We start from the raw sequence: 23,023 nt of genomic DNA, 5'->3' as shown, positions 1-23,023 counted from the left end.
TGTTTTCACTGGATGAACAATTGTTTTTGTATAAAAGACATTTTAACGTACACCAATAGAAGATTTCAATAGAAATCGAAAAAATGAAACAATTATAACATTATTCTAACATTTTCGGACAAGAATATTAATATGGAAAAAGGCGAAATCAGTTACTTGCTATTCTTATAAAATCAGTATATTGTAATAATATCAATTCAATTGTAAAGACAGGTGAAATAACGGATGAAGGATCTTTCAGAACAAAACACTAGTCAAAGCATTTCTCGCAATAAATTGCTAGGAATTGCAGGAGTTGGATGGTTGTTTGATGCGATGGATGTTGGGATTCTCTCATTTATTATTGCAGCATTGGCTGTCGATTGGAATCTTTCATCCAATGAAATGGGGTGGATTGGAAGTATCAACTCCATTGGAATGGCAGTAGGGGCTTTTGTTTTTGGATTACTTGCCGACAAAATAGGAAGAAAAATCATTTTCATTGTGACTTTGTTATGTTTTTCAATTGCCAGCGGTCTCTCCGCTTTTGCGACAACATTAACGACATTTTTAATTTTGCGTTTTATTATTGGGATGGGGCTTGGAGGAGAGCTTCCTGTCGCTTCAACTTTAGTTTCTGAAAGCGTACCGGCAAAAGAACGCGGACGAGTGGTCGTATTGCTGGAAAGTTTTTGGGCGGTTGGATGGCTGCTTTCTGCCATTATTGCTTATTTTGTCATCCCAAGTGACATTTGGCCAATTGCCGGATGGCGGGTGGCATTAATATTAACGGCAATCCCTGCGCTATATGCAATGTTTTTACGTTTGCATTTGCCTGATTCTCCACAGTTTTCCGAAAAGCCTGAAGCAAAAAAACGCACCTTCCTTCAAAACATTGCTGGAGTATGGGCGAAAAAATACACAAAATCGACGCTTATGTTATGGATTCTTTGGTTTGCAGTTGTATTTTCCTACTATGGCATGTTTTTATGGCTTCCAAGTGTGATGGTAGGGAAAGGCTTCAGCTTAATTTCAAGTTTTAAATATGTATTGATTATGACCCTTGCACAGCTTCCGGGCTACTTTACTGCAGCTTGGTTTGTAGAGAAGATCGGCCGAAAATTTGTACTTGTTGTTTATTTATTAGGGACTGCGTTAAGCGCTTATGTGTTTGGACAGGCAGAATCGGTGACAGTGCTTTTAATTTCAGGTATTCTATTATCATTCTTCAATTTGGGTGCATGGGGCGCTTTATATGCTTATACACCGGAACAATATCCTTTAGTCATTCGTGGCACAGGTGCTGGAATGGCGGCTGCTATCGGACGTATAGGTGGAATTTTTGGTCCATTGCTTGTAGGTTGGATGCGTACAGCAGGATTTGACTTTGGCATGATTTTTGCCGTATTTTGTATATCGATTGTCATTGGAGTTCTAGCTGTGGTTTTTTTAGGAAAAGAAACGAAACAAATAGAGTTGGAGTAAGCTAACATGATTAGGAAGCTTTTTTAGTTCAGGAAAAAGCTTCCTAATAAATTTGACGAATTTATGAACATTAACATATTACTTTTCGATATTTTCAGAAAACTCATTGTATTCAATTAATATACGTGCTAACCTACTTTATTATAATTGGATGCAATATTGAATTTCATGAAGGAGGAATTCATTAAGAAAATGAGTTTTAGTGATGAAGTGAAGAAGCGCTTTATCCGGCTTTCAAGGGGTCAAAGGAAAGTGGCGCAGCTGGTGATTGAAAATCCCCATGTAGTTGCTACACACATTGCCTCTGAAGTAGGAAAAATCATTGGAGTTAGTGAGTCGACGGTCATTCGGTTTTGTTATGCAATGGATTTATCTGGATACAGTGAATTGCAGGAAAGAATTCGAAAGGATTTATCAGAAACAGAGAAGGTTGCAACGAAAGAACCAATATACGCTGGGAAAAAGCATGAATATTTATTTAGTGAAGTAATGAATGGTGATGTAGCCAGCATTTTAAATACGATACAGTATGTGGATGCGGACAGCTTTCAAAAAGCGACTCTCTATTTGCATAAAGCAAACGATATTTATGTTTTAGGTTTTAGACAATGCGCTCCAACGGCCAGTTACTTAACTTCAATATTAGAAAATCTCGGAAAAAAGGTAACTCAAATAAAGTTTAACGTTGAGGATATCTTAAAACAAATGAATAAAATGGACAAAGATTCTTTGTTATTCGTGATTGCTTATGATTCTGTATTGGAAGATGTATTAACGATTGCAAAAATTGCCAAAAACAAAAATGTTAAATTGATTGCCATTACTAATTCAACCATTTCCCCTTTACGTGATTATGCAGAGATCAACTTTGTGGTAGGAGCTCAAAAACAATTTGCTTTTGAAGGAAACACTGCCGCCAACTCAATCACCCATGCTCTTATTGAAGGAATGATGATACTGAACCGTAATGATTATAGAAAATGCCTTAAATGCGATACTTTATTACACTACGACTTTAACTTGCTAGAAAAACAAAGTGCAGCTACAAAATAATAAGGAAAAGCATATTCGTAAAAATTCGAATTTTACGAATATGCTTTTCTTTGCATTGTTCTTTTGCAAGTAACGTTTTTCTATTTATAGGAAGTTGTGATAAAATAAACGGCGATGATATATAAAACTGGGAGGAACTATTTTTATGAGCAAAGTATTAGTTTTTGGACATAAAAATCCTGATACAGATTCAATTACATCTGCCATTGTGTATGCATATTTAAAACAGCAGCTTGGTCAAGAAGTTGAAGCGGTAAGACTAGGTGATGTTAACAACGAAACAAAATATGCTTTAGAAAAATTCGGCTTCGAAGCTCCAAGACTTATTGGGAATGTATCAGAAGAAGCAAGCGAAGTGATTTTAGTTGACCATAATGAACGTCAACAATCTGCTGATGGTATTGAAAATGTCAAAATCAAAGAAGTTATTGACCACCACCGCATTGCAAATTTTGAAACAGCAGACCCATTATATTACCGTGCAGAACCGGTAGGATGCACTGCAACAATCTTAAATAAAATATTTAAAGAAAACAATGTTGAGATTCCTTCAAACATTGCAGGTTTAATGCTTTCAGCCATCATTTCCGATACACTTTTATTCAAATCTCCTACTTGCACTGAAGAAGATGTAAAAGCAGGAAAAGAATTGGCAGACATTGCAGGCGTTAATGCGGAGGAATACGGTCTTGCCATGTTAAAAGCCGGTGCGGACCTTTCTGATAAATCTTTAGAAGACTTGCTTTCTTTAGATGCGAAAGAATTTACTTTCGGCACAGTGAAATCCGTAGTTGCCCAAGTGAACGCAGTGGATGTAAATGATGTATTAAGCCGCAAAGAGGAATTGGTAAGCTTGCTTAACCAAAAGGTTGAAGAAAAAGGTTTAAACCTCTTCTTCTTCTTCGTAACAGATATTTTAAACAACGATTCTGTAGCGATTGTTGCAGGAAGTTCGGCTGAAGATGCTGCAAAAGCTTTCGGCAAAGAATTAGTAGAACATCAATTTGATTTGCCTGGCGTTGTTTCCCGCAAAAAACAAGTTGTTCCAGTATTAACAGATGCATTAAGCGAATAATAAAAAACGGTGTTCAAGGGAGATCCTTGGCACCGTTTTTTATTCTAAAATGAGAGGATACACTGCCGGTCCTTCGATGACATTGCCGTATTTATCAAAACGGGATCCGTGGCAAGGGCAATCCCATGTTTCATCGGCTTCATTCCATTGGGTTTTGCATCCTAAATGGGTGCATTTTGGAGCTTCCGCCCGTATTAAATAACCTTCCGCAAGATTTGATACCGTGAAGCCGATCGCCTTCAACATCCGCATAAACGTTTTGCCAAATAAATTTCTTGAAGGGCTGTACAGGTGCTGGGCTGGATGTTTTCCACTTGTCAGTTCTGTGGAAATGATTTCTCCCGCAACAAGGGAGTTGGAAAGTCCCCATTTTCGGTATCCTGTGGCAATATAGATTCTCGGCTCACTGTCCGAAATGCGTCCGACATACGGAATATAGTCGGCAGTGTTCGGATCTTGCGCGCTCCACAAATATTCCGGTTTAGGCAAACCATATTCCGAAACAAGCTCTTTCTCCAGCATTTCATAATATACTTGTGTATTTTGCACAGCCCCTGCTGTGTGGGAACTGCCTCCGAAAATAAAGTAAGGCTGATTGTCAATGAAAGCTGTGCGCACCGTCCGGGAAGATGAATCGGTGGACAAATATTGCCCTTTTAATAATGCCGAAGTTTTTGTTGCCATTAAATAGGAGCGGTCAATAGTTAACTTTGCAATGTGCAGTCCCTTGATTGCTTCGATCGGATAGTGGGTTGCAAGAACAACCGACTTGAAATTCACTTCAAAATCATTCTCTGTCAGCAGGCAATGTTCATCAACGGCCAGCTTCGTAACCCTTGTATTCACGTATAATTTAGCCCCGGCTTTCAATGCCAACTCGGCAAAATGTTGAGCAAAGTTGACGGGATGAATTTGATAGGTGTTTTCCATCTTCAATGCGGTCTTCACTTCGAAGGGAAGTTCCGTCTCCGTTGTTTCGATGCCTTGTATACCAACTTTATGATAAGCTGCCAATTCCTTTTTTATTGTTTCTGCTCCTTGGTCTGTCGTTGCATACAAGTAAGAATCGGCATGCCTGAAAGTTTCTGCCGCCGCTTCCCGAAGAGCGTTTTCGATCGCGTTCACATTCGCTTCATAATAGGTCCGCACTTCCTCTTCATTAAAAGTATTCAACAATGGATCAAAGACTGCTCCATGTTGAGGGGTTAATTTTCCAGTGGAATGCCCCGTTGTGCCGGAAGCGATTGAGGAGTTTGCTTCCAACAAAACGACATCGACCCCTTTTTTTGCAAGGAGATAGGCCGTATATATCCCTGTCAATCCCCCTCCCACAATGCAAACATCGCAATTCAATGAAGAGGATAAAGAATTCAAAGAGGTAGGGGTCACATTTTGCAACCAGAGCGAATTTTGCATAACAAATCCTCCTAAATCACCGTTTTTTAGGAGTATGCTAAAAAAACTGGCACATTATTCAATGAAAGCAAATCTGTTGTTGTTTTAAGAAGGGAAAAGTAAAATAGCGGAAAAGGGGGAGAACACATGAAAATTGAAGTTTGGTCAGATTTCGTTTGTCCATTTTGTTATATCGGGAAGAGACAGCTTGAAAAAGCCATCCGAGATTTGGGGTATGCCGGTCAAGTGGAAGTGGAGTTTAAAAGTTTTTTACTAGATCCGACAACAGATGAAAATTCGAATGAATCCACCTACGAGCACTTATCAAAAAAATACGGGATGCCGTTGGATGAAGTGAAGAAAATGACAGAGAGCGTCGTACAGCGGGCCAAGGAAGTGGGGCTCCAATATAATTTCGAGCAATTAAAAACAGCGAATACGTTAAAGGCCCATCAATTGGCCAAATGGGCTTACACAAAAGGAAAAGGTTCGGAGTTTAGTGAACGGGTATTCCATGCCTACTTCATTGAAGGCAAGGAGATTGGAAAACGGGATGTGTTGATTCGGCTGGCGGAAGAAGCCGGGCTGAACGGGAAAGAAGCCGCAGAAGTATTGGATGGCAATCAATTTTTGAAAGAAGTCGAAAAAGAGATCCAACAGGCGCAAATCTATGGCATCCGGGGAGTTCCGTTCTTCGTAATAGAAAATAAATATGGCATTTCCGGGGCTCAGCCGCAGGAAATTTTCGAACAGGCGATTAAGAAAGTGGCGGAAGAAAAAGGGATGAAGCCATCATTGCGAATGGTTGGAGAAGAAGGAAACTTCTGCTCTGATGGGCAATGCGATCTATAAATTCAGCCAAAAGTATGAGAAGTGCTTTCTTGATATAATGTTTGGGCTCCTTTATACTATTTAACGTATCTTGAAACCGAGATATTTGAAAATAGGGAAAGGAGCCGTTAGACAGTATGAAAAATGTATTAGTCATTAAGGCAAATAACCGACCAGACGGGATTTCTACAAAAATGTTCGAAACATATATCGAAGAAGCGAAAAAAGTGGAAGATATCAATCTGAAAATTTACGATGTTTTCGAAGAGGATATGCCATATTTTGGACAACAATTATTTGATGCATTGGCGAAGCAAAGTGAAGGAAAAGCTTTGACGGAATCAGAAGCCCGTTTGCTTGCAGCCAAGAAGAAAGCGATGGATTTGGTAACAGAAGCGGAAATCATCGTTCTTGCGTTCCCATTATGGAACTTGACAATTCCTGCTCCGTTGCATACATTCATCGACTATATTTATCAAGCCGGATTCATGTTTAAATACAATGAACAAGGGCAATTGGTGCAACTATTGACAGACAAGAAATTTGTCATTCTAAATGCCCGTGGGGGATACTACTCTTCACCGGAAGCACAACCTATGGAAATGAGCGTAAATTATATTAAAAATGTATTAGGCAATATTGCGGGTATGGAACTTCTTGATGAAGTGATTATCGAAGGCCATAACGCAGAGCCAAATCGAGCAAATGAAATCATAGAAGAAGGGTTGAAACGGGTAAAAGGTTCCGCGCAAAAATTGGCGGCTGTGACAGTTTAAAGGGAAAGAGGCTGGGACATAAACAAAAAATGAAAGGGGCAGTTGAAAGAGTTTTGATAAAAAATTGAACTAACGAAAAAATGATTGAAGTGACGGGGCAAGTTCCTGTCGCGCACGCTTAGTCGCAAAGCGGAGCAAGCTCAAGGAAGTAAATTCAAAGCTTTCCTGCGACGAGCCCTCTCGAGACCACGAGGAGCGAAGGAATGACTCAGAGGAGAGTCTAGCCGGGCCCGCGGAAAGCGTCCCCGGAACGGAAATCAATTTTAATAACAAATCAAAAAAACATCATTTTCTCTTTGGAGAAAATGATGTTTTTTTGATTTGCTCCAACCTCTTTTTTTGAGTTCTTTTTTGCAAAAATATTCACAAAAAATGAATACTTACTCTCCTTGATGCAGTTTCAACAGAAAACACTTAATGGATAGTAAAATTAATTCCCTTCGAAAATGCCTGTGCATGATTGAAAAGGAATGATTTTTGTTACACAAGTTGCATTCTATTAGATTGTGTATTTTTGTAATTGAAAAATTACTACTTGTGATTATAAATGATAGTGATTATCATTATTAATAGAATCGATTTGTAAAAACATAAGGAGAGGTTTATTCATGGCAAAAAAAATTCCTGTATATTCAGCTTTATTGATAGGAGCTTTATAATTGGGAAGTTGCGGCGAAGAAGCGACGACCAGAGATAATGAATCTACAACTCAAATAGAGCAGAAGGAAAATCAGGCAGGCGATTTTTCCGTTGAAGTTACAAGTTATCAAGAATTCGCATTGGATCAAATCGATCAATTTTTAGTAGAAACCGAGAAATTTGTAAATTTAATTAAAGCTGGGGATATTGAAGGGGCAAAAGCGCTTTATCCTTTAGTGCGGATGTATTGCTGCTTTGAAAGAATTATCTACTGCATTGCGTACCCTTGAGGAGAAGGAAAACCCGATTGATGAAACGGCGCAGCGGGAAGAATTCGCCCGAAAAATCACCCCGGCTTTGGAACAATTTGAAAACGCTCTGGCAACAGGCGATTTGGAGCAAATAGAAGCGGCATATAATACATTCAATACAAAATGGAATCAAAATGAACGTCCTGTCCGGGATTTAAGCACAGCGATGTATGGAGAAATCGAAACGCAAATGGCTTTCATCCGCATGTCGATTGCTTCAGAAACAGCGGATATTACAACAATACAAGAACAATATGCAACGTTAAAACAAAAGATTGAAGATTTTATAGCCGGAAAGGAAACGGCCCAAGCGGTGGAAGGGGATTATTCATTAGAAACCCTTGTCCAGTATATTGATGAGGCAATAAAGCACATTGGGGAGAAAAACTATGCTGATGCAGCGGCAAGCATTCAGCAATTCATCATCATTTGGCCTCAAGTGGAACAGGAAGTTTCCACACGGAATGGAAGCCTCTATACAAAAATTGAAAGTGATATGCCGATGCTCGCAAGCAGCTTGATGAAATCAAATGTGGATGCCGAACACATTACCCAAAATTTGAAGCAATTTAAGACGGAAATCGAATTGTTGAAGGCAGATACAAATTATTCCTTCTGGGATTCGGCCATGATTTTATTGCGCGAAGGATTGGAAGCTTTGCTCATCATCGTGGCATTGGCGGCTTTTCTTAAAAAATCCGGCCAGCAGGCAATGGAAAAATGGATTTATTTCGGTGCCCTTTTGGGTGTCGTATGTTCGATCGTGGCGGCAGTGCTTATGTCCACCGTTTTAAATTCGGCAACGGTGGATAGCAACAGGGAAGTATTGGAAGGATACATTGGGTTAGCCGCAGCTGCAATGATGATCGGCGTGGGAGTATGGTTGCACAATAAAACAAGTGTCGGAAGTTGGAATCGGTATATTTCGAATCAAATGAATCAAGCCATTTCCACCGGTTCGGTCGTTTCCATGGCGGCTGTCAGTTTCTTATCGGTATTCCGCGAAGGAGCAGAAACCATTGTCTTTTATATCGGAATTTTGCCGAAAATGGAAATGTCCCAGTTTTGGCTGGGGATAGCTATGGCGTTGGCAATATTGGCTGCTACGGCGGTTGTGTTGATGAAGATGTCAGGCAAAATTCCTGTGCATAAATTTTTCATTGTGGCGACCATTTTCATTTATTTATTGGCGTTCAAAATTATTGGTGGCAGTATGCACACCCTCCAATTACAAGGACGGTTGGATACGACGGTGGTGGATGGTTTGCCAGTGCTTTCAACAGTAGGTTTTTATCCAACATTTGAAACGATAATTGGCCAAGCTGTATTAATTTTGCTGATTCTTGCGACGATTATATATAAACGTTTCATCAAGCATAATGCGGTGATGGTTCGGAAACCGAAATAACCGCAAGTTTAATCTCCCGATGGAAAGATGGATGGTTGCATTCATTTTTCTAATTGGGAGTATTTTTTTATAATGGAATGGCGGGCAAAAACGCCTGAATTCCAGCGCTTAAAATTCAATGTAACCGATTGTATAAAAAAAAGATTTTACAACATAGGATATTGTTACAGAAACAATACTTCCAAGTATTATGTATCATCACTCCAAAACTTTTGCAATAAAATGAAACATGGTACACTTATTGATAACAGCTGGGCTATTGCAGGCAAAAGTCGGAAAATAGCCATAAGTTTTATGGAAGTGAAAGCATATAATTATTTTTCAGAAAGTATACAATTACAGATACAAGGTTTAATAGAAGAAAGGAATATGCTTTTATGACAATTGATCAATGGGCTAAGGAGTTAGCGGACATTACAAGTCAAGAAAATATAAAAATCAATGAATCGCTGAAAAAATATACTATGACGAAAATTGGCGGAAATGCGGATATATTGGTGATGCCCGAAACGGAAGAAGAAGTTGAAGGGATTGTAAAATATACACACAACAATAAAATCCCCTTATTAATTCTGGGGAACGGTTCCAACATGATTGTACGTGATGGAGGCGTCCGGGGCATTGTCATGAATTTATCGAAGCTGAATGAAATCCGGATTGAAGGAACGGAAGTGTATGCCCAAAGCGGCGCGCTGATTATGGATGTTTCGAAAAAAGCGGCAGAAGCAAGTTTGACAGGTTTTGAATTTGCTTGCGGCATTCCAGGGTCTGTCGGCGGAGCCATGGCGATGAATGCCGGAGCTTATGGCGGAGAAATCAATGACGTCATTGTTCATTCAACTGTTTTGACGAGGGAAGGCGAAAGACTCGTATTATCGAAGGAAGAACTAGAATTAGGTTACAGAAAAAGTATTATTGCGGATAAAAACTATATTGTTCTTTCATCGCTATTCCGATTGGAGAAAGGGAATAAAGAAGAGATTGATGCGAAAATTGCAGATTTGACTTTTAAACGGCAATCGAAGCAGCCATTGGAGTACCCTTCAGCCGGAAGCGTCTTTAAACGTCCGCCGGGGTATTTCGCTGGAAAGTTGATTCAAGATAGCGGCCTTCAAGGAAAAGGGGTTGGCGGAGCGGAAGTTTCCACAAAACATGCTGGTTTTATCATTAATAAAGGAAATGCTACAGCGACGGATTATATTGAAACGATTAAAATGGTTCAAAAGGTTGTGAAAGAAAAGTTTGGTGTTGAATTGGAGCTAGAAGTAAAAATTGTCGGAGAAGACTGATATAGTAATTCTTATTCAATTTATGCGGGGGGGAACAGCCATTGTAAAATAAAATGGACTGCTTCTCCTTTATTATTTTTAGAATCATGGAGTTTCATGGGTAGTAGGTGAGTTAAATGAAATTTGTATCTTGGAATGTCAATGGAATACGGGCTTGTTTAAAGAAAGGATTTTTAGATTATTTCAATCAAATGGATGCGGACTTTTTTTGTATCCAGGAAACGAAATGCCAAGAGGGACAAGTAGAACTGCCGCTTGATGGATATTATCAATTTTGGAACGATGCTGAAAAAAAAGGGTATTCCGGCATGGCCATATTTACAAAGCATCCTCCGCTTTCTGTTAATTATGGGGTCGGCGAAAAAGAATGTGAATCAGAAGGCCGAATTATCACATTGGAATATGATTTGTTTTATTTAGTCAATGTATATACGCCAAATTCTCAAAGGGATTTAGCCCGCTTAGATAAACGATTGCAATGGGAAGATGAGTTATTTGTTTATTTGAAACAATTGGATGCTGAAAAACCGGTCATCTATTGTGGAGACCTGAATGTAGCCCATCAAGAAATTGATTTGAAAAACGCTAAATCAAATATTGGTAATTCCGGTTTTACTATTGAAGAAAGGGAAAAAATGACTAGGCTATTGTCAGAAGGATTTACAGACACCTTTCGTTTTTTATATCCAAACAAAACGGATGCCTATACATGGTGGTCGTATATGAATAAAGTAAGAGAGCGGAATATAGGATGGCGCATCGATTATTTCATTGTTTCGAATTGTATTCGAGATGCGATCATCGATAGCCAAATTCATTCCGCGGTTTTAGGAAGTGATCACTGCCCAATTGTGTTAACATTGAATGAGGAACTTTTGAAAACCAAAAAAATTAGCATATAGTAAAATTAGATGGTAGATCCAAAAACCCGTATAATACTTTTTTATTTTTGAAATATGGACGAATTTTGTAGTAAAAATGATTTTTTTGGCTTATTCAAATTTATCTAATCGTGAAAATATACCTAATACTATTGAGTATTTTTGATTATATGAGTTATATTAATAAATATAAAAACCAACTAAGAAATGGAGTAATAATAAATGACAGGACAAAGGCTAGTAAATGTCATGGAAGAGTTAGTGAGCGGGCTTGTCCGATTTTTTTTACGCAGTCCGGAATATCAAATATTTTGCAATTGTAATGAATGTGAAATGAGGATTGTGGCAAAAGCACTAAATAATTTGCCGCCTCATTATGTAGTAAGTGAGTCCGAGAGAGAAAAAGTTTTTAATGAGTTGAAAAGCCCGAAAAATATAGAAATAATAAATAAAGAAATCATCCGTGCAATTTATGAAGCAGGAAATCGAAGAAATCATGTGGTTTGAAAATGCCCATAAAGTAACAGATACTTTAGGGCATTTTCTTTTTTTCTTAAGCCTTTAACAGTTACATTTTTTCCTTATATTGTAGTAAACTGAATATGATAGATGGAAAGTGAGGGGTCATGTTATGCCAACACCAAGCATGGAAGATCATATAGAACAAATATACTTGCTGATTGAAACAAAAGGTTATGCCCGGGTGTCTGACATAGCGGAAGCTTTATCAGTTTTGCCTTCTTCTGTAACGAAAATGGTGCAAAAATTGGATAAAGACGGTTATTTAGTATATGAAAAATACAGGGGGTTAACACTAACTCCGAAGGGTGAAAAACTAGGAAAAAGGCTTGTAAAAAGGCATGAACTCCTTGAACAGTTTTTGCGTCTCATTGGTGTAGATGAAGATAAGATTTATCAAGATGTGGAAGGGATTGAACATCATTTAAGTTGGAATTCAATCGACCGCATTGCAGATTTGGTCCAGTTGTTGGAGGAAGATAAGGAAATCGTGAAAAAATTGGAGAAAATGAAACAACAATAGCGTTGGTGAAAGGAAATATGATGAAAGAGTTGAAAGCTGGTCAAGTAGTAGAGTTAACAATCTTGGAAAATAGGGGTTCCCGTTGGATATTAACAAATGGTGTAGACGAAATTCCAATGAATAGTTCTGAAACGAATGCTCCCCTTAAAGTAGGAGAACGCATTAAAGTATTTTTATTTGCAAATCGGCGTGGCGAGTTGTTAGCCACAACATTGATACCGCAAATTACACAAGGCACTTATGGATGGGCCAAAGTAATCAAAGTAACAAAAGAAGGAGCATTTGTAGATATCGGAACTTCTAAGGAAGTCCTTGTAAAAGCGGAAGATTTGCCAAAATTGAGTTCTCTTTGGCCAAAAACTGGGGATCATTTATACATTACATTGTATACGAATCGAAACGGTGAATTATTTGGCCGCCTCATTACAGAAGAAAGAGTCAGTGAAATATATGAAGAGGCTTCTGAACAGTTATTTAATAAAAATATCAAAGCGCGGACCTATCGACTTTTGCCAGTAGGGGCTTTTTTATTGGGTGCAGAAGTACCTTACCGCATTTTTGTTCATCGTAGCCAAATGGAAGCTGAACCTAGACTCGGACAAGATGTCGATGTTCGAATCATTGCTGTAAAAGAAGACGGAACGATGAACGGATCTTTGCTTCCTCGGAACTATGAAAGACTTGAAAAAGATGCCGAAAAGATTTATGAGTACTTGAAAAGTGTGGGAGGCAAGATGCCGTTTAGCGATGAGTCGACGCCGGAAGAAATTTATGCAATGTTTGATATGAGCAAAGGGGCGTTTAAGAGGGCTTTAGGTGTTCTGATGAAGAAGAAAAAAGTGAAACAAGAGGATGGGTGGACAGAAATTATATAACTTCGATGACCATACACAAAAGGACAACTTTGGCAACCTTTTGTGTTTTTTATTCGTACTAATAAGTGGCAAACCTAAAAGAATAGGTTTGAAAGGAGAAATGATGAATGAAGAGATGGCTTTCTTTACTAGCTGCATTTTGTTTAGTTTTGTCCTTCATTCCAGGGCAAGTATTTGCAGAAACTAAAGCAATAAACGAAAAACTAGGAGTACCTATTGTTGTATATGGAGCAAATCTTTCACAATCCGAAAAAGAAGCAGTGCGGGAAGTTTTGCAAGTAGATAAAGAAGCAGAAGTCGATGAAATTACAGTTTCAGGCGAAGACTTAGTCAAATACATTTCCAACAGCAATCCAAACGCCCGCATGTATTCTTCTGCAAAAATTACACAAGAAGAAGAAGGAAAAGGGCTTACAGTAAGCATCGTAACGCCTGAAAATATTAAGGAAGTCACTTCTGAAATGTATGCCAATGCGATGTTAACGGCAGGTCTAAAAGATGCAACAATCGAAGTAGCTGCACCAAAACCGGTAACAGGTCATTCCGCTCTTGTGGGTATTTACAAAGCATATGAAGTCAAAACAGGGGAAACGTTGGATGTAGAGCGGACAGATGTAGCTAACGATGAATTGCAAGTCGCTACGGAACTTGCAGATAATTCCAATATTACCGATGAACAAGTAGCGCAATTATTAACGGAAATTAAAAAGCAAATCGCTGAAATTGACCCTCAAACAAAAGAAGAAGTAGAACAAATTGTGAAAGATCAATTATCCAAATTAAACATTCAATTGAGCGATGCAGACCGTCAAATGCTAGTTGATTTAATGGACCGCATCCGCCAGTTGGATATTGACTTTTCTCAATGGAAAGATCAATTATCAAGCTTAAGCAACACGATTGAAGAGAAACTTACATTCCTGCAAGATGAAGGTTTTTGGGAAAAAGTGAAAAACTTCTTTAATAAACTCATTGATTTAGTTTCTTCATGGTTTACATCTTCTAAAGAAGAAACTAATTAAATTACAAGATTTACTCCCTATGATATAGTATTTTCAAAAGGGAGGAATGTTTATGGAGTTTAAACTTGTAGAAAGAGGAACAAATTATTTTGCCTTTGAGTATGAACAAGATGGGGAAATGTTGGCAGAAATAACATGGAACCTGCGGGATGGAATTATGGATATGACCCATACTTTCGTCTCACCAAAACTGCGCGGCCAAGGGATGGCAAAAAAATTGCTTGAACGGGCAGCAGAATACGCAAGGGAACATCAATATAAAATGAATCCAATCTGTTCCTATGTAGTGGCAGAATTCCAAAAAGGCGAATATGACGATATCAAAGCGTAAAAGATAAGTGACATAAAAACATCTTGTTTTTATGTCACTTTTTTATTGTCTGGAATGAAACAAGGCAAGATGGGCAAAAGTAAGTAATAAAGACGAAAGGAGAAAAGTGATGGCAAAAGGGAGAAATGTTTTGATGACCGCATTTCTGGCGGGCGTAACAGCGTACTTGAGCAAAAAGGAAAACCGAGATAAAACAGTAAGGATGATTAAAAATATGAGAAATTCATTCCAGAAAGAAACCGACTTTGGCGAAAAGCGATACAGCAAAGTCAATAATAATGACTTAAAAGAAATTGCAGAAACTGCTGCCGATGATACAGAAACAAAAATTAGAGAAAACAATATGATTGCAGAAAGCGGTCTGCAAACAGCCATTATTTATTACAATGAAAATAATCAAGAAGTGAAATAATGCCAAAAAATAGCCGCAATATGCTTTTAGAGCATACTTTGCGGCTATTATATTTTCCTATACGTGGCAGGAGTAACTTGAGGGAAGATATTTGTTTTATAAAAAATGGCCGCCTCAAAAGGAGACGGCCGCAACAAAGGTAAGCACCAATTATTTTTTCATTGTATTATTTTTCAATAGATTTACATGCCAGCTTAATGCTTCCTCAAGGATATGAGGTGTTTGGGAATTGCCTGTTGCTTCAACGGCGCGGTTATAGTAATCCCATAATTGATCTTTGAAGTCTGGATGTGCACAGTTTTCAATGATCAATGGCACACGTTCTTTTGGAGCAAGACCGCGTAAATCGGCAATACCTTGTTCAGTCACGATTACATCGACATCATGTTCTGTATGGTCAACGTGTGAAACCATAGGAACGATGGATGAAATAGCGCCGCCTTTTGCATAAGATTTTGTAACGAATACTGTTAGGCGAGCATTTCGGGCGAAGTCGCCGGAACCGCCGATACCGTTCATCATTTTTGTACCTGCTACGTGTGTAGAGTTTACGTTACCATAAATATCCACTTCAAGAGCAGCATTGATTGAAATTAATCCGAGTCGGCGCACAACTTCTGGGTGGTTGGAAATTTCTTGTGGACGTAAGCAAATTTTATCCGCATATTTTTCAATGTTGCCATATACTTTTTGTTGTGCTTCAGCAGTTAAAGTAATGGATGTTGCTGATGCAAAGTTTACTTTTCCAGCGTCAATCAAATTAAATACTGCGTCTTGTAGACATTCAGAGTATACTTGCAGATTTTCGAATTCAGATTCTTTAAAGCCGTCCAATACAGCGTTTGCTACTGAACCTACACCTGATTGGATTGGCATCAATTCGTTTGTTAAGCGTCCAGCTTTGATTTCAGAACGGAAGAAGTCAAGCAATAGATCTGCCATTCTTCGTGTTTCTTCATCTGGCGGTACGATTAATGAAGGAGCATCTGGCTCTTCGGAAATGACAATCGCTTTAATTTTGTCAAGGTCAACGCGGATACCTATTTCACCGATGCGTTGATTTGCATTTGTAATAGGAATCGGTTCACGTTTACCTTGCGGGCCTGGTACATAAATATCATGAATACCGATTAATGTATCAGAATGTGAAATATTTAATTCAAGAATAATATTTTCAGCGTATTGAGCGAAAATCGGTGAGTTACCTACAGAAGTTGTCGGAATTAATAATCCGTCTTCAGTAATTGCACAAACTTCGATAACGGCATATTTAATAGGGCCGATGATTCCTTGGCGAACTAATTCGGCATTGTGGGAAAGATGGGCATCTACATATAAAATATCCCCTTTATTGATAAGGTTGCGCATCGCTTTTTCACCTTGGTATGGCCCACGTTTGCGAATAACGCCCGCCTCAGCTAAATAATGGTCTACTTCAGGTCCAAGGGAAGCACCTGTATATACATCGATTTTGAATTTTTCTTTTTTAGCTCGTTCAACAAGCGCCATTGGTACAACTTTTGCATCCCCGGCACGTGTAAAGCCGCTTAAACCTACTACTGCACCATCTGGGATAAGGGCTGCTGCTTCTTCAGCAGAAACAATGCGGTCTCTTAGCTTTGGTACGCCAATTCGTTTTTCGATGATTGAATCCATAGTAAAGTATCCTCCCCTTCATTCGTCATAACAAAGAAACTTTGTAAGAATTTTCAGTATATTGAGCGCGCAAATCTACTGTGCTCAAAAGTACATTAATAATAGCATGACTTTGTCACACATTCTTCAAATGTTGCATGAAAATGCTTAATATTAGAATGAACGAGAAATTCCGAGTTTTTTCGACAAAAAATTATTTTAGTAAACTAATTAAGGGCATAAAAAAACCATCATTTTTCCAAAAATGAAAAATGATGGTTTGATTTACCTTTGCAATACAAATAGTTAAATGTTTAAAATGATGATGTAAATATTTTCCACGATTAGAAACCTAATGAACGGCGGAAATAGCTTGCGTATCTTTGGCTAACCGGGATTCTTGTACCATCTCTCATCACTAAAAGGAATGTTGAATGGGAATCCGGTTGAATTTCATCAATATAATCTATATTAACAATATAGGAACGATGGCAGCGAATAAAATGGTCATTAGGTAGGAAAAGTTCAAGATCGCTAAGATTTAGGCGATGGAATCCTTCTTTATCCATTGTTTTAACGAAAGTTTTGCGAAGTTGTGTTTCTAAATAAACCACTTCGTTATGTTTAATTGGGTACCAGCAGTCATCAATTTTAATTGTGATGTAGTTTGTTAAAAATGGTGATGGTTTATGAGGGAAAATAGCAGTGACTGCCCCTTTAATTTCTCCTTCTGTAATTAAAGGAATACTCATGCCGTAATAAGGGACACCAAAAACATCAGATTCAATATAAGTGTTAATTTTTTTACCGTAATGAATGGCTTTAAAGGCAGCTGAACCTTCTTTTATAGGATCACCAGGTTTAATTTTTAAGTCTATCAGTTTACTCGGTTGGTAATATATATATTCTTTTGTATCTGAAATAGCGATGGATGTATTTTCAGGGAAAAAATCTTTTATGACATCCATAATTTCTTCTATTTCTTTAGGATCCACTTTTAAACACCTCGTTTGTCCACTTTTATGTTTTAATATTTTTATTTTACTACATATTTTAAGAAATGAAATAGAGAAGAACGTATAATTATGAGAATATTTCGTAATAAAATTTATTTTTCTTAAAATTTAGCATAGTTTATTTTCATCCATTTTAGCAATAATTTTGCATGTACCTTTATAATGTATATTAACCTTTAGTAACTTATGTACTAAATAGTATTGAAAAAAAAACCAAAATTATGGTAATATTCACTTTAGTTATAAATATTTATTTAAAAGTTCGAATTTTTCTATTAACGGGGATAAAATTTTAGCATTAAATGCTCAAAATGGCACCCTTTTTATAATAATAAAATTTTATTTTATTTGTTTTATGATAAATTATATCAACATAGTAATTATGGACGTATGATGCAAATTTCATTCTGGAGAAAGTTGGGGTAATCAATGCAATTACAGCAACATTCAATTTCTGAAACGATTTCAAAGAGATATTTCCAAGAAATTGATAGCATAAATCAATATAACGGAATTGAAGAATTTTTCAACATTGAATCAAAATTATTATTTGAAATATTTCATTTAGAGGCGGAAAAAGCAAAAAAATCATTGCATGAAATCATTGATATTTTATCCATCCGTTTTGGAAAGCAAGTTATTAAAGAAATAAGAAATTATTTTATGACTCTTTCGTCTATCGTTGCAAGAAAGCTGATGGAGAACCAGGTTCCCTCGAAAAAGGCCTTTGCCTTTAATGTTGCTTGCGTTGATATGATACAAAATAAAATGAAGGATGCAGAGTTTCTGCAATTTGCCGATGAATTAATCGACTTTTATGTAAGTTTTATTGCCGATAGAAAACAGCCTACTTTCCGCCATCAAACAGTCAATAAAGTGATTATGTACATAAATGATGAATTGGAAAATGACTTAACTGTAGAGAGTATAGCTCAAAAATTCCATATTAGTACGAGCCATCTTTCCCGCATCTTCCGCGAGCATGTAGGAATCACTTTAGTAGAGTATTTAAATGTAAGAAGAGTGGAAGAATCGCAATATTATTTGAGACATACGAATAAAAGCATCACATCGATTTCTGAACAGTTTCATTTTTGCAATCAAAGTTATTTTACTCGGATTTTTAAGAAGTATACGGGAGTTACGCCAAAGCACTTCAGAGATGAATTGCATCATGAATTCTTTCGATTCGAATTTCCGGAAACAGCAAATGTCGAAAAGGAAAAATAAGGTGTCATTCATTTTGACACCTGCTATTTGAAATTATATTTTAGATTCCGTATACTTCAATTTAGTGAAATATTAATAGTAGGTGGAAAAATGAAAAAATTAACGTTGTTTATACTTTTCGGCATTTCGCTATTTGTATTATCAGGGTGCCAAGCAGTTGAAAATCAAGAAGGGTTTTTCTATCACACCTTTGTTAAGCCAATGGATTGGTTATTGAATACGTTTGGTGAATGGTTTGGCGGCAGTTACGGGTTGGCTATTATCGCCATTACTATCATCATTCGTCTTATTTTGATGCCTTTCATGTTGCGCAATTATCGCCAACAATCCATTATGAAATCCAAAATGGATATCATTAAACCAAAAATGGATGAAATTCAAGAAAAATTGAAAAAGGCAACAACAAAAGAAGAGCAAATGAAAATTCAGCAAGAAATGTTAGCCTTATACCGCGAACACAATATCAATCCATTGAATCTAGGATGCTTGCCGATTTTAATTCAAATGCCAATTATCATGGGATTATATTTTGCCATCCGCTATTCTGATGAAGTATTATCCCATAAATTTTTATGGTTTAACTTAGGAAACCCTGATTTCATCATTACTGCCATTGCAGGGCTTGTTTATTTCATACAAGCAAAAGTATCATTATGGACAGTCCCTGAAGCTCAAAAACAACAAATGAAGATAATGGTATATATTTCACCGATTATGATTGTCATCATTTCGCTTTCTTCCATGGCTGCTTTGCCATTGTATTGGTCTGTCAGCGGATTGTTGCTTATTTTCCAAACATATTTAGGAAGAAAATATTATTCAGAACATCCAGCAAAAGAAACCAATTAAGCAATATAGTCGAGTCTTGCGGCTCGGCTCATTTTTTTGCAGTAAAACTATGAAAATAGTGATAAAATAAAAGAGCCAATTTTGAATGGACAGAATCAGGTGATTTTTGATGAAAACAAATAAAAAAAGTTATTTACGCATTGGTTTATTACTCATTGGGATTATTGCGATTGCGGCTGTGATTTTAATAGTGAATATGAACCAACAGGTAAATGAGCAAGAAGAAGTGGATGAAAAAGAGACAACGGTCGATTCGGAAGTGACAGAAGATGAAAAAGAAAAAGAACTGACACAGGAAGAAAACGGAAACTCAGATGCAGTACAAAAGGAAGAGACATCTCCAGAGAAACAATCTGCGGAACACCAAGAAAAAAAAGAACAGACGCAACATAAGCAAGGAACAAAAGAGCATAACGGCTATATTGAAGGCCAACAACTTCCAAGCAAACCTACCTATATACAAGGAGTTTTAATTGCCAATAAAAAATATCCGCTTCCAAAGGATTTTGCACCTGGAGAAAGCAAAGAAGCCCGGGCAGCCTTTGAAAAAATGGCGCAAGATGCAAAAAAACAAGGGTTTGAGCTAGTGGCATTTAGCACCTATCGTTCTTATGAATATCAGGCAACCCTTTATAACAGTTATGTAGCTAGAGACGGAAAAGAAAAGGCAGACCGCTACAGTGCACGTCCAGGATATTCCGAACATCAGACAGGGCTAGCCTTTGATATTGGAGAAAAAGGTCGGGAAGATTTATGGTTGGAAGAAGCATTTGGAGAGTCTCCTGCTGGCAAATGGCTGGCTGAAAATGCCCATAAATACGGATTTATTTTAAGATATCCGAAGGGGAAAGAAAACATCACAGGCTATATGTATGAAGCATGGCATTTCCGTTATTTAGGCGTAGAACTTGCGACGAAAGTAAAAGAATCAGGACTTACACTAGAAGAATATTTAGGAATTAATTAATAAAAAATAATTCGTTTTTCCAAAGGCAACATTCCTTTTGGAGAAACGAATTCTTTTTTATTTATAAGATTGGAGAAAGAAGTCTTGAGATGGACTCTTTAAATTTAATGATTATTGGGCGATGTTCGTATTGTTCCAGCGTCAATTCCCGGGAATCTAAAATATCCTTTTCGAAAATTTCGGCTAACTCATGGCAAATTTTACGGTTATAAATAAACGCATTCACTTCAAAATTTAATTTGAAGCTTCGAACGTCGATATTGGCCGTGCCAACGGAAGCTGCTTCGTCATCGATGACAATGGTTTTTGCATGGATGAATCCTTTATCGTAAATATATACTTTTGCTCCTGCTTTCAATAATTCGCCGATATAAGAATAGGTAGCCCAATAAACGAATAAATGGTCAGGTTTATTAGGTATCATAATGCGTACATCAATTCCGGAAAGACAAGCCACTTCAATGGCATTTAAGAAGCTGTTATCCGGAATAAAATAAGGTGTTTGTATATAAATATATCGTTTGGCTTCCATTAGCAATTTTAAATAAGCATTTTTTATATTGGGCCAATCCGTATCAGGGCCGCTGGAGATAATTTGCATGGCGACACTGCCCTTTTTCGGAATAGCAGGGAAGTAGCGGTCCGAGTAGTCTATTTTATGTTCGCTGGCTTGATTCCAATCTAAAATAAATCGCGTTTGAAGGGGGTGAACAGAACTGCCTTCAATGCGCAAATGGGTGTCTCGCCAATAGCCGAATTTGCTGTTTAAACCGAGATATTCATCGCCGACATTGAATCCGCCGATGTAGCCGATTCGGCCGTCAATGACAACAATTTTCCGATGGTTTCTAAAATTGAGGCGCGGATTGATCAGGGGAAAAATTGAAGGGAAAAAGACTTCCACTTCTCCTCCTAAATCCATCAATTCTTTAAACTGTCTTTTTTTGATGCCTCTTGAACCCATTTCATCGTATAAAATTCGCACCTTGACCCCTTGTTTTGCTTTCTTTTTCAGCACCTCATAGATTCTTTTCCCTAAATTATCAAGCTTAAAAATATAATATTGAATGTGTATATGATCTTTCGCATTGGATATATCATTAATTAAGGACTGGAATTTTTCGACCCCATCATCAAAGATTTGAATATGATTATCTTGGGTCAGCACTGCACCTCCAGTAATTAAATTCATTTGAATCAAGTTTTTATAATGTCTGACATAATCTTCGTTGAAATGGAATGTATCGTCTTCAAGGGCGTCAATTTGATATTTAATTAAATTATCGATGCCGATATCCTTTTTTCCTTCCCAGCGAAACAAATGTTTCTTCCTCAATTGTCTCCCTAGCAATAAATACAAAATAAATCCTAAGAATGGCAAGAAGAATAGCACAAGAATCCATGCCCATGTGGAAGAGGCATCTCTTCTCTCTAAGAAGATGATGGTAATGGCGAGAAAAATATTTAGAACAAATAATATAGGAATGAAAGGAATTGAATTAATAATAATGCTCATTCCACACCCACCTACTCCCCCAATCATTATATATTATTATAACGGATTTGCCTCTTGAATAGAAATTATTGGTATAAGGTAGTTTGAATTATCCTTTTTGGCAAGACCACATACTTCATATCAAAGTTGCTTCTGCTGTTGCTAAGGACTTTACAGCACCATTAGTATTGTTCAGCTTGTAAATAAATATCAGTAAAATCGCCTTGGGCAAGTTTTTTGCTATTGATAAAGAATTTGATGATTCCTGAATCTCCCCACATAATATCCAGGTCATCATCGGAAACAATTTGAAAAAGCAGCGTATCGTATCGTTTTAACAAACTTGAATCGTTGCGAGTATCGTGGTGAATAAAGTAAGGGTAGCCGCCAATTTTATGTTCCGCTCCTAAAAAATATTCAAAATAGTGTTCTTCCATCGTGCGCCCATCATCGAGACGTCTTGACAAATCAACAGGTCGGATGAATTTTGTTAACCGATAATCCATTGCTGAAACCGGTTCGATGGTATTGGAAAATTGAAGAATCATTTCATTTTTTATGGGGGAATAAATGTCCTTCGGTAAGAAAGAAAAATCCGTGACTAGATCTTTTTCGGGTAAAGGTTTTGGATAATAGCGCACTTTAAAATAATGCTGGAAAATCTCTTCGCTCATTTGATAAGCAACTAAGGAAGGAGAAATAAAAAACTGCAAAATGCCCTTTGAAGGAAAAGGATGAAACGAATGGATTTGTTCAAAATTAATTTGCGCAAGGAAGATTAAATAATTTCCATCAATATCTTTCGGATAGTGCATCGTTTTGGGCAAGTAAGGATGGCCTGAACATTTGCTGTCCGTTGCTTTCGTTTGTTGTATTTTTGGATGTATCGTGATTGCTTTCAATGAGGATGCCTCAAGCCTTGTTCGAAGTCCTTCAAATTGGGATGGCAAAGGTAACGAATGTAAAGTATCCACTTTCTATCCTCCAAAATTATTTTTATCTTTAATAAAACCACTTATTGTAAATA

At 37.4% G+C, this 23,023-nt stretch carries 24 protein-coding genes; 19 read left to right on the top strand and 5 right to left on the bottom strand.

The window, feature by feature from the left end; all coding sequences use genetic code 11:
• Nucleotides 1-225 precede the first annotated feature (225 nt).
• The 3 genes from DKZ56_RS01070 (at nt 226) to DKZ56_RS01060 (ending at nt 3,592) form a co-directional block, all read left to right on the top strand.
• Nucleotides 226-1,464 carry an MFS transporter gene (locus DKZ56_RS01070; RefSeq protein WP_208650890.1) on the top strand — a complete coding sequence of 413 codons (1,239 nt, stop codon included), beginning with the start codon at nt 226-228 and terminating at the stop codon, nt 1,462-1,464.
• A 192-nt stretch (nt 1,465-1,656) separates the two neighbouring features.
• Nucleotides 1,657-2,517 carry a MurR/RpiR family transcriptional regulator gene (locus DKZ56_RS01065; protein WP_208650889.1) on the top strand — a complete coding sequence of 287 codons (861 nt, stop codon included), beginning with the start codon at nt 1,657-1,659 and terminating at the stop codon, nt 2,515-2,517.
• Nucleotides 2,518-2,662: 145 nt separating this feature from the next.
• A complete protein-coding gene (locus DKZ56_RS01060) occupies nt 2,663-3,592 on the top strand; it encodes a manganese-dependent inorganic pyrophosphatase (RefSeq protein WP_208650888.1) in 930 nt (309 codons plus the stop codon).
• 39 nt (nt 3,593-3,631) lie between these two features.
• Here the strand turns inward: DKZ56_RS01060 and DKZ56_RS01055 are convergent, their stop codons facing one another.
• Nucleotides 3,632-5,008, bottom strand: a complete 1,377-nt coding sequence (locus tag DKZ56_RS01055; RefSeq protein ID WP_208650887.1) for an FAD-dependent oxidoreductase — start codon at nt 5,006-5,008, stop codon at nt 3,632-3,634.
• Between the two features lie 126 nt (nt 5,009-5,134).
• Between DKZ56_RS01055 and DKZ56_RS01050 the strand changes: the two genes are divergently transcribed.
• From DKZ56_RS01050 to DKZ56_RS00990, 13 genes are all read left to right on the top strand, one after another.
• Nucleotides 5,135-5,839, top strand: a complete 705-nt coding sequence (locus DKZ56_RS01050; protein ID WP_208650886.1) for a DsbA family oxidoreductase — start codon at nt 5,135-5,137, stop codon at nt 5,837-5,839.
• Between the two features lie 116 nt (nt 5,840-5,955).
• Complete coding sequence (locus DKZ56_RS01045; protein ID WP_208650885.1) at nt 5,956-6,594, top strand: FMN-dependent NADH-azoreductase; 639 nt, start codon at nt 5,956-5,958, stop codon at nt 6,592-6,594.
• Nucleotides 6,595-7,253: 659 nt separating this feature from the next.
• Nucleotides 7,254-7,523, top strand: a complete 270-nt coding sequence (locus DKZ56_RS15435; protein WP_245989571.1) for a hypothetical protein — start codon at nt 7,254-7,256, stop codon at nt 7,521-7,523.
• Nucleotides 7,489-8,952: an FTR1 family iron permease gene (locus tag DKZ56_RS01035; protein WP_245989570.1), complete on the top strand. Its 1,464-nt coding sequence runs from the start codon at nt 7,489-7,491 to the stop codon at nt 8,950-8,952. The genes DKZ56_RS15435 and DKZ56_RS01035 overlap by 35 nt, the downstream gene beginning before the upstream one ends.
• Nucleotides 8,953-9,024: 72 nt before the next feature.
• Nucleotides 9,025-9,333 carry a hypothetical protein gene (locus DKZ56_RS01030; RefSeq protein ID WP_208650884.1) on the top strand — a complete coding sequence of 103 codons (309 nt, stop codon included), beginning with the start codon at nt 9,025-9,027 and terminating at the stop codon, nt 9,331-9,333.
• On the top strand, nt 9,330-10,241 hold the full coding sequence (gene murB, locus DKZ56_RS01025; RefSeq protein WP_208650883.1) for a UDP-N-acetylmuramate dehydrogenase: 912 nt from the start codon (nt 9,330-9,332) through the stop codon (nt 10,239-10,241). Before DKZ56_RS01030 ends, murB begins: the two co-directional genes overlap by 4 nt.
• A 116-nt stretch (nt 10,242-10,357) precedes the next feature.
• Nucleotides 10,358-11,143 (top strand): exodeoxyribonuclease III, encoded by a 786-nt coding sequence (locus tag DKZ56_RS01020; RefSeq protein ID WP_208650882.1) that lies wholly within the window; start codon nt 10,358-10,360, stop codon nt 11,141-11,143.
• A 201-nt stretch (nt 11,144-11,344) separates the two neighbouring features.
• A complete protein-coding gene (locus tag DKZ56_RS01015) occupies nt 11,345-11,629 on the top strand; it encodes a late competence development ComFB family protein (RefSeq protein ID WP_208650881.1) in 285 nt (94 codons plus the stop codon).
• A gap of 124 nt (nt 11,630-11,753) precedes the next feature.
• The gene (gene mntR, locus DKZ56_RS01010) at nt 11,754-12,164 is read left to right on the top strand and encodes a transcriptional regulator MntR (protein ID WP_208650880.1); all 411 of its coding nucleotides are present in this window, start codon (nt 11,754-11,756) and stop codon (nt 12,162-12,164) included.
• A gap of 20 nt (nt 12,165-12,184) precedes the next feature.
• Nucleotides 12,185-13,039, top strand: a complete 855-nt coding sequence (locus DKZ56_RS01005; protein ID WP_208652115.1) for a CvfB family protein — start codon at nt 12,185-12,187, stop codon at nt 13,037-13,039.
• 107 nt (nt 13,040-13,146) lie between these two features.
• The gene (locus DKZ56_RS01000; RefSeq protein WP_208650879.1) at nt 13,147-14,061 is read left to right on the top strand and encodes a DUF1002 domain-containing protein; all 915 of its coding nucleotides are present in this window, start codon (nt 13,147-13,149) and stop codon (nt 14,059-14,061) included.
• Nucleotides 14,062-14,113: 52 nt separating this feature from the next.
• Nucleotides 14,114-14,392 carry a GNAT family N-acetyltransferase gene (locus tag DKZ56_RS00995; protein WP_208650878.1) on the top strand — a complete coding sequence of 93 codons (279 nt, stop codon included), beginning with the start codon at nt 14,114-14,116 and terminating at the stop codon, nt 14,390-14,392.
• A gap of 109 nt (nt 14,393-14,501) precedes the next feature.
• Nucleotides 14,502-14,804, top strand: a complete 303-nt coding sequence (locus DKZ56_RS00990; RefSeq protein WP_208650877.1) for a hypothetical protein — start codon at nt 14,502-14,504, stop codon at nt 14,802-14,804.
• 150 nt (nt 14,805-14,954) lie between these two features.
• Here the strand turns inward: DKZ56_RS00990 and scpC are convergent, their stop codons facing one another.
• Nucleotides 14,955-16,460: a succinyl-CoA:acetate CoA-transferase ScpC gene (gene scpC / locus DKZ56_RS00985; protein ID WP_208650876.1), complete on the bottom strand. Its 1,506-nt coding sequence runs from the start codon at nt 16,458-16,460 to the stop codon at nt 14,955-14,957.
• A 323-nt stretch (nt 16,461-16,783) separates the two neighbouring features.
• Complete coding sequence (locus tag DKZ56_RS00980) at nt 16,784-17,434, bottom strand: LytTR family DNA-binding domain-containing protein (protein ID WP_208650875.1); 651 nt, start codon at nt 17,432-17,434, stop codon at nt 16,784-16,786.
• 450 nt (nt 17,435-17,884) lie between these two features.
• On the opposite strand from DKZ56_RS00980, the gene DKZ56_RS00975 reads away from it, so the two are divergent.
• From DKZ56_RS00975 to DKZ56_RS00965, 3 genes are all read left to right on the top strand, one after another.
• Nucleotides 17,885-18,685: a helix-turn-helix transcriptional regulator gene (locus DKZ56_RS00975; RefSeq protein ID WP_208650874.1), complete on the top strand. Its 801-nt coding sequence runs from the start codon at nt 17,885-17,887 to the stop codon at nt 18,683-18,685.
• 90 nt (nt 18,686-18,775) lie between these two features.
• The gene (gene yidC / locus DKZ56_RS00970) at nt 18,776-19,534 is read left to right on the top strand and encodes a membrane protein insertase YidC (RefSeq protein ID WP_208650873.1); all 759 of its coding nucleotides are present in this window, start codon (nt 18,776-18,778) and stop codon (nt 19,532-19,534) included.
• A 109-nt stretch (nt 19,535-19,643) separates the two neighbouring features.
• Nucleotides 19,644-20,501, top strand: coding sequence for a M15 family metallopeptidase (locus tag DKZ56_RS00965; protein ID WP_208650872.1), 858 nt, complete (start codon nt 19,644-19,646; stop codon nt 20,499-20,501).
• Nucleotides 20,502-20,562: 61 nt separating this feature from the next.
• Here the strand turns inward: DKZ56_RS00965 and cls are convergent, their stop codons facing one another.
• Together cls and DKZ56_RS00955 are read right to left on the bottom strand one after the other, a co-directional pair.
• Nucleotides 20,563-22,017 carry a cardiolipin synthase gene (cls, locus tag DKZ56_RS00960; RefSeq protein ID WP_208650871.1) on the bottom strand — a complete coding sequence of 485 codons (1,455 nt, stop codon included), beginning with the start codon at nt 22,015-22,017 and terminating at the stop codon, nt 20,563-20,565.
• 161 nt (nt 22,018-22,178) lie between these two features.
• Nucleotides 22,179-22,970 carry a YwqG family protein gene (locus DKZ56_RS00955; protein WP_208650870.1) on the bottom strand — a complete coding sequence of 264 codons (792 nt, stop codon included), beginning with the start codon at nt 22,968-22,970 and terminating at the stop codon, nt 22,179-22,181.
• Between the last annotated feature and the right edge of the window lie 53 nt (nt 22,971-23,023).

It is taken from the genome of Ureibacillus thermophilus, assembly GCF_004331915.1.
Taxonomy (GTDB): Bacteria; Bacillota; Bacilli; order Bacillales_A; family Planococcaceae; genus Ureibacillus; species Ureibacillus thermophilus.
Note: the sequence above shows the minus strand (reverse complement) of the source record. Positions and strands in the feature narration are given on the sequence as shown.

What these genes read in the sequence shown, in the direction of transcription:
- cls (WP_208650871.1), bottom strand. Translation starts at nt 22,017, where the DNA reads ATGAGCATTATTATTAATTCAATTCCTTTCATTCCTATATTATTTGTT.
- DKZ56_RS01070 (WP_208650890.1), top strand. Translation starts at nt 226, where the DNA reads ATGAAGGATCTTTCAGAACAAAACACTAGTCAAAGCATTTCTCGCAAT.
- murB (WP_208650883.1), top strand. Translation starts at nt 9,330, where the DNA reads ATGACAATTGATCAATGGGCTAAGGAGTTAGCGGACATTACAAGTCAA.
- DKZ56_RS00995 (WP_208650878.1), top strand. Translation starts at nt 14,114, where the DNA reads ATGGAGTTTAAACTTGTAGAAAGAGGAACAAATTATTTTGCCTTTGAG.
- DKZ56_RS01045 (WP_208650885.1), top strand. Translation starts at nt 5,956, where the DNA reads ATGAAAAATGTATTAGTCATTAAGGCAAATAACCGACCAGACGGGATT.
- DKZ56_RS01030 (WP_208650884.1), top strand. Translation starts at nt 9,025, where the DNA reads ATGGAATGGCGGGCAAAAACGCCTGAATTCCAGCGCTTAAAATTCAAT.
- DKZ56_RS01050 (WP_208650886.1), top strand. Translation starts at nt 5,135, where the DNA reads ATGAAAATTGAAGTTTGGTCAGATTTCGTTTGTCCATTTTGTTATATC.
- scpC (WP_208650876.1), bottom strand. Translation starts at nt 16,460, where the DNA reads ATGGATTCAATCATCGAAAAACGAATTGGCGTACCAAAGCTAAGAGAC.
- DKZ56_RS01065 (WP_208650889.1), top strand. Translation starts at nt 1,657, where the DNA reads ATGAGTTTTAGTGATGAAGTGAAGAAGCGCTTTATCCGGCTTTCAAGG.
- DKZ56_RS01020 (WP_208650882.1), top strand. Translation starts at nt 10,358, where the DNA reads ATGAAATTTGTATCTTGGAATGTCAATGGAATACGGGCTTGTTTAAAG.
- DKZ56_RS00965 (WP_208650872.1), top strand. Translation starts at nt 19,644, where the DNA reads ATGAAAACAAATAAAAAAAGTTATTTACGCATTGGTTTATTACTCATT.
- DKZ56_RS00975 (WP_208650874.1), top strand. Translation starts at nt 17,885, where the DNA reads ATGCAATTACAGCAACATTCAATTTCTGAAACGATTTCAAAGAGATAT.
- yidC (WP_208650873.1), top strand. Translation starts at nt 18,776, where the DNA reads ATGAAAAAATTAACGTTGTTTATACTTTTCGGCATTTCGCTATTTGTA.
- DKZ56_RS01060 (WP_208650888.1), top strand. Translation starts at nt 2,663, where the DNA reads ATGAGCAAAGTATTAGTTTTTGGACATAAAAATCCTGATACAGATTCA.
- DKZ56_RS01015 (WP_208650881.1), top strand. Translation starts at nt 11,345, where the DNA reads ATGACAGGACAAAGGCTAGTAAATGTCATGGAAGAGTTAGTGAGCGGG.
- DKZ56_RS01005 (WP_208652115.1), top strand. Translation starts at nt 12,185, where the DNA reads ATGAAAGAGTTGAAAGCTGGTCAAGTAGTAGAGTTAACAATCTTGGAA.
- DKZ56_RS00990 (WP_208650877.1), top strand. Translation starts at nt 14,502, where the DNA reads ATGGCAAAAGGGAGAAATGTTTTGATGACCGCATTTCTGGCGGGCGTA.
- DKZ56_RS01000 (WP_208650879.1), top strand. Translation starts at nt 13,147, where the DNA reads ATGAAGAGATGGCTTTCTTTACTAGCTGCATTTTGTTTAGTTTTGTCC.
- DKZ56_RS01055 (WP_208650887.1), bottom strand. Translation starts at nt 5,008, where the DNA reads ATGCAAAATTCGCTCTGGTTGCAAAATGTGACCCCTACCTCTTTGAAT.
- mntR (WP_208650880.1), top strand. Translation starts at nt 11,754, where the DNA reads ATGCCAACACCAAGCATGGAAGATCATATAGAACAAATATACTTGCTG.